Raw genomic sequence first — 3909 nt, 5'->3', positions numbered from 1 at the left:
TCCAATAGATCCTCCTCAGAGAACGGCTTCACGAGAAACTCGACCGCGCCGGCCTTCATAGCACGAACGGATGTTGGAACGTCTTTGTGCCCTGTAATAAAAACGATGGGAATTTCTCGGTTTGCCTCCTGAATTCGCTTCTGCAGATCGAGCCCGCTCAGACCCGGTAAAGCTACATCCAGAACCAGGCAGCTTGGAATATTTTCTTTTCGGTGAGCTAAAAACTCCTGCGCCGAAGCAAAAGTCTCGACTTTCCATCCGGTCGCGTGAAGGAGGCGATCCAAACCCTCTCGAACCGAGAGATCATCGTCTACTACATAGACGATCCCTTCGGATGGGCGCGAAGGTGATTCCGCGGACATTTCAGAGACTGAATCGAAAGGTTACACCAGGACCATCGTTCGGAGTAGCCCAAAGCTCTCCCCCGTGGCTTTCAACAATTGAACGACTGATCGAAAGCCCCATACCCATACCGTCGGGCTTGGTGGTGTGGAAAGCAGCAAACACTCGTTCGATATCCCCTGGGTCAATGCCGATTCCGCAGTCTTGAACAGCCACTCGGATCTTATTACTTTCGCCGCGTTGGGTTGTAATTGTTAGCGCACGCTGACGGTCCGACACCGCGCTCATTGCTTGGATACCGTTCAGGATCAGGTTCATCACCACCTGCTGTATTTGCACTCGGTCGGCCATCGCCAAAGGCAAATTCTCGGCTAATTCCAACTGAAATGCTACCTGGTTTCTCCGCCCTTCGCTACGGGTCAATAGTACAACTTCTTCAATAGCCTCGTTTACATTGAATGCTTGCTTGGCCGGGCGAGCTCTCTTAAAAAGACTGCGCATTCGTGAGACGACATCGGCGGCTCGATTCGCATCGCGAAGGATGGCTCGGGTGGCTTCCTTGGTTTCGATGAGGTTAGGTGTATCCCAATCCAGATACCGAAGGCTGGCGCTAGCGTTAGTTATGACGCCAACTAGCGGCTGGTTGACTTCGTGAGCAATCGACGCCGCTAGTTCGCCCATGGTCGTTAATCGGCTGACATGAGCCAGTTCGGCTTGTGTTTGCTGCAAGGCTGCTTCGCGTTTCTCAAGGTCGCGGTACAGGCGCGTGTTCTCTAGCGAGATGGCGGCCTGCGCCGCCAATAGTTTCAACACTGTCATCCGTGCCGGAGTGAAAATACGCGGAGCCAAGTTATTTTCGAGATAGAGCACAGCGATAGGCTTGGCCTGGTTAATCAGGGGCAAGCACAGAATCGAACGAGCCTGTCGCTCGCGGAAGTAGGGGTCAGCGGAAAACGAATTTTCAGCTGAGGCATCCTCGATTATCAGGCTCTCATGGGTCCGCGCTACATAATGGACGAGTGAATCCGGGACTGCGGCGGCGGCGGCCGGTATTTCTGGAACACGTACAACCACACTGTCGCCGGTAGTAGCCGCTTCCGCTTCGATGCGATACCGGTCACCGTGGGGAAGAAGCAACACGCCGCGCTCGGCCCCGGCGTGCTGAACCGCGGTGCGCATCAACATGTCAATCAGCTTTTCGAGTACGATCTCGCCCGACACGGCTTGCGACACTTTGAGTACCGTCGCGAGGTCCAGATGTTCCACCGGCGTCTCGATCGTGCCGGCGGGGCCAGATCTCGGCTCTTCAACCCGAAGCTGGGGGTATAGATGATCGAGCTGCCGCACCTTACCGGCAGCTCCCCAGCGAACGTAATTGTACCGAGCATCTCGCAAGTAGGCGTATGCGATCTTCTCAAAACCTCGCGCCATGTAGAACCGGGCCGCAAGTTCATTGGCGAGCGCTTCATTGTGTACAAAGCCGTTAGCGTTTGAGGAGCGGATGGCCTGTTCGTAAAGATGCTCAGCATCGAGCTCGCGGCCTTGGATGCGAGCGATCTCGGCGCCCACTAGGGCGGCGCGGTTCTCGAAATTCTCCGGGCAATTCTCCGCCCAGATTTCGAGTTGTCTATGATGGGCGGCCAAAGCCTCGAAATGCTCCTTCTTCGTAATCGCGGACTTGTCCTCCGAAGCGGCTCGACTGAGCTCGCCGAAGTCTTCAGCGAAGGAGGAATCGCAGCACGCCGCGCGGGCAAGCGCACTATAGAAAGGATACTCCGCCGTTTCAAAAAGCGATGGTGATGTCCAAAGCAGCCGTTGCGCCCTCAATGATGCATCGACGGCAGAATCATAGTCGCCGGCAAGGAAGCGCGCCTGCGTCTTTCGTACAAAATACCAGCACTCGGGAAGCGCCAAGGCCGGGTTAGTTGTCAGGTGGCGCTCATGTTGAGTTTCATCAAATTCCTCATTGTCAAGGGAGCCGAATATCGGATTCAGCCCACGGAGCGTCCGTACGAGTGCGACCTGCACGCTAATGATATCAATCACGAAGCCGAAGCGTACCCTCTTCGCAAACGCGAGGCCTTTCTCGGCTTCACGTTGCACCTCGACCAGCGGATCTCCCGCCGCAAGGAGATTCGTGTTCACGTTGTTACAGCTGTACGCCGCAAAACAGAGATCGCCGGTCTTGTTCCCGATCTCGAACGCCCGGCGCACCAGGTCACGGCCGGCCCGGACATGTTTCGTCCATGGCATGACGTGATTTCCGAAACACATAGTGGTGCTTGCTTGGAACCGATTCAAACCGGGTTTTTCGACCAGTTCATAGCCGAGCCGACCGAATCGAAATCCAGCTTTGTAGTTGCCGAAGTGCGGACCAGCCAGCATGCCAAGCCATACGTAGGCGGAGCAGGAACCGTCGCTGTTGCCATGCTCGAGGCTGAGGTTAACTGCCCTGCAGACAGCCAGGGGAGCAAGGTTCGGATCCGTAAACAATGCAGGAGACAAGACCTTGGTCAGTACATCCAGAGTCGCGATGGATGCCGGGTCGCTCATCAAGGGCAGCTCAACGAGCTCCTCAATCGCGCGGCTCCCGAGTTTTATCCAGATCCGCTCGTATTCGCGTCGTGCTTCCTCTTCTGTTGGATGCGGCGCCCATTCGACGCCTAGATGTCGGAGGTATTCGAGACAGACGGCGACCGCGCGGTCGCTTTGATCGAGGGTCGTGTACAGATCCGCGCGCAAGCATGCGATTGTCGCAAGTTCGACGGTGTTTGCGGCGCGGGATGAAAGCATAGTCAAGCGCTCCTCCGCAGCTGCCAGCTCGCCAGTCAAAAACTCACATTCGGCCCGGTTCAATTCCAGTGTGAAAATGAGCTCAAACCGGCGCTCCCATGTGTCATCTCCAAGCAGTGCTGCACCAGCGACGAGATACTTCAGCGCCGACGCGTAGGCCGCAGAAGCTTTAGCGCGCCTGCCTGCGATCAGGTTGAGCTCAGCCAGCTCCTCGCGTTCGGCTCGTGAGACGATCAGCCCGGTGCCCCGGTTGAATTGGTTGACGATCTCAAAGATCCTCTCCTCCAGCTCGTCTGCAGGGGTGTGCACCCGGAGTATCCTGCCTATTCGGAGATGGGCCTCAGCGCGTAATTGTTCCGGGATCAGTGAATAGGCCGCTTCCTGTACACGGTCGTGGCCGAAATTATAGGAACCTTCGAAAGGTGCAATATACTCTAGACGCACGGCCTCCCACAAGTTCGAGTGGAGCTCTAGCTCCGAAATCCCGCAAACGGCCGAAAGCGTTTTGATCTCAGCGCTGTTTCCTAGGCAGGCAAACTCTTGCAGGGCTCTCTGAGTTTCGACGGGCAGGCGATTCACCTTTCCGATCATGAGGTCCACCACGTTATCGGTGTAACCCTTAGCGTGAATGCGGTTAAGGTCCCAAGACCATCTCCCTTGTCCGACGAAGCCGTCACCGGAATTGCAACGATCTTCAGGTGCTTGGCGAAGTCGGGCACCGCTATGCTCGAAGGTAAGCAATGCCTCCTCCACCAGCGCATGAATAAACTGGAT

At 56.2% G+C, this 3909-nt stretch carries 2 protein-coding genes; both read right to left on the bottom strand.

Annotated elements, in window-relative coordinates:
- Window positions 1-284, bottom strand: a 284-nt coding sequence (locus VGI36_16225; protein HEY2486695.1) for a response regulator, incomplete at its 3' end; no start/stop codon positions are given.
- Between the two features lie 79 nt (window positions 285-363).
- The gene (locus VGI36_16220; GenBank protein HEY2486694.1) at window positions 364-3876 is read right to left on the bottom strand and encodes an ATP-binding protein; all 3513 of its coding nucleotides are present in this window, start codon (window positions 3874-3876) and stop codon (window positions 364-366) included.
- Window positions 3877-3909 lie beyond the last annotated feature (33 nt).

It is taken from the genome of Candidatus Binataceae bacterium (assembly GCA_036495685.1).
Lineage (GTDB): Bacteria > Desulfobacterota > Binatia > Binatales > Binataceae > JAFAHS01.
Note: the sequence above shows the minus strand (reverse complement) of the source record. Positions and strands in the feature narration are given on the sequence as shown.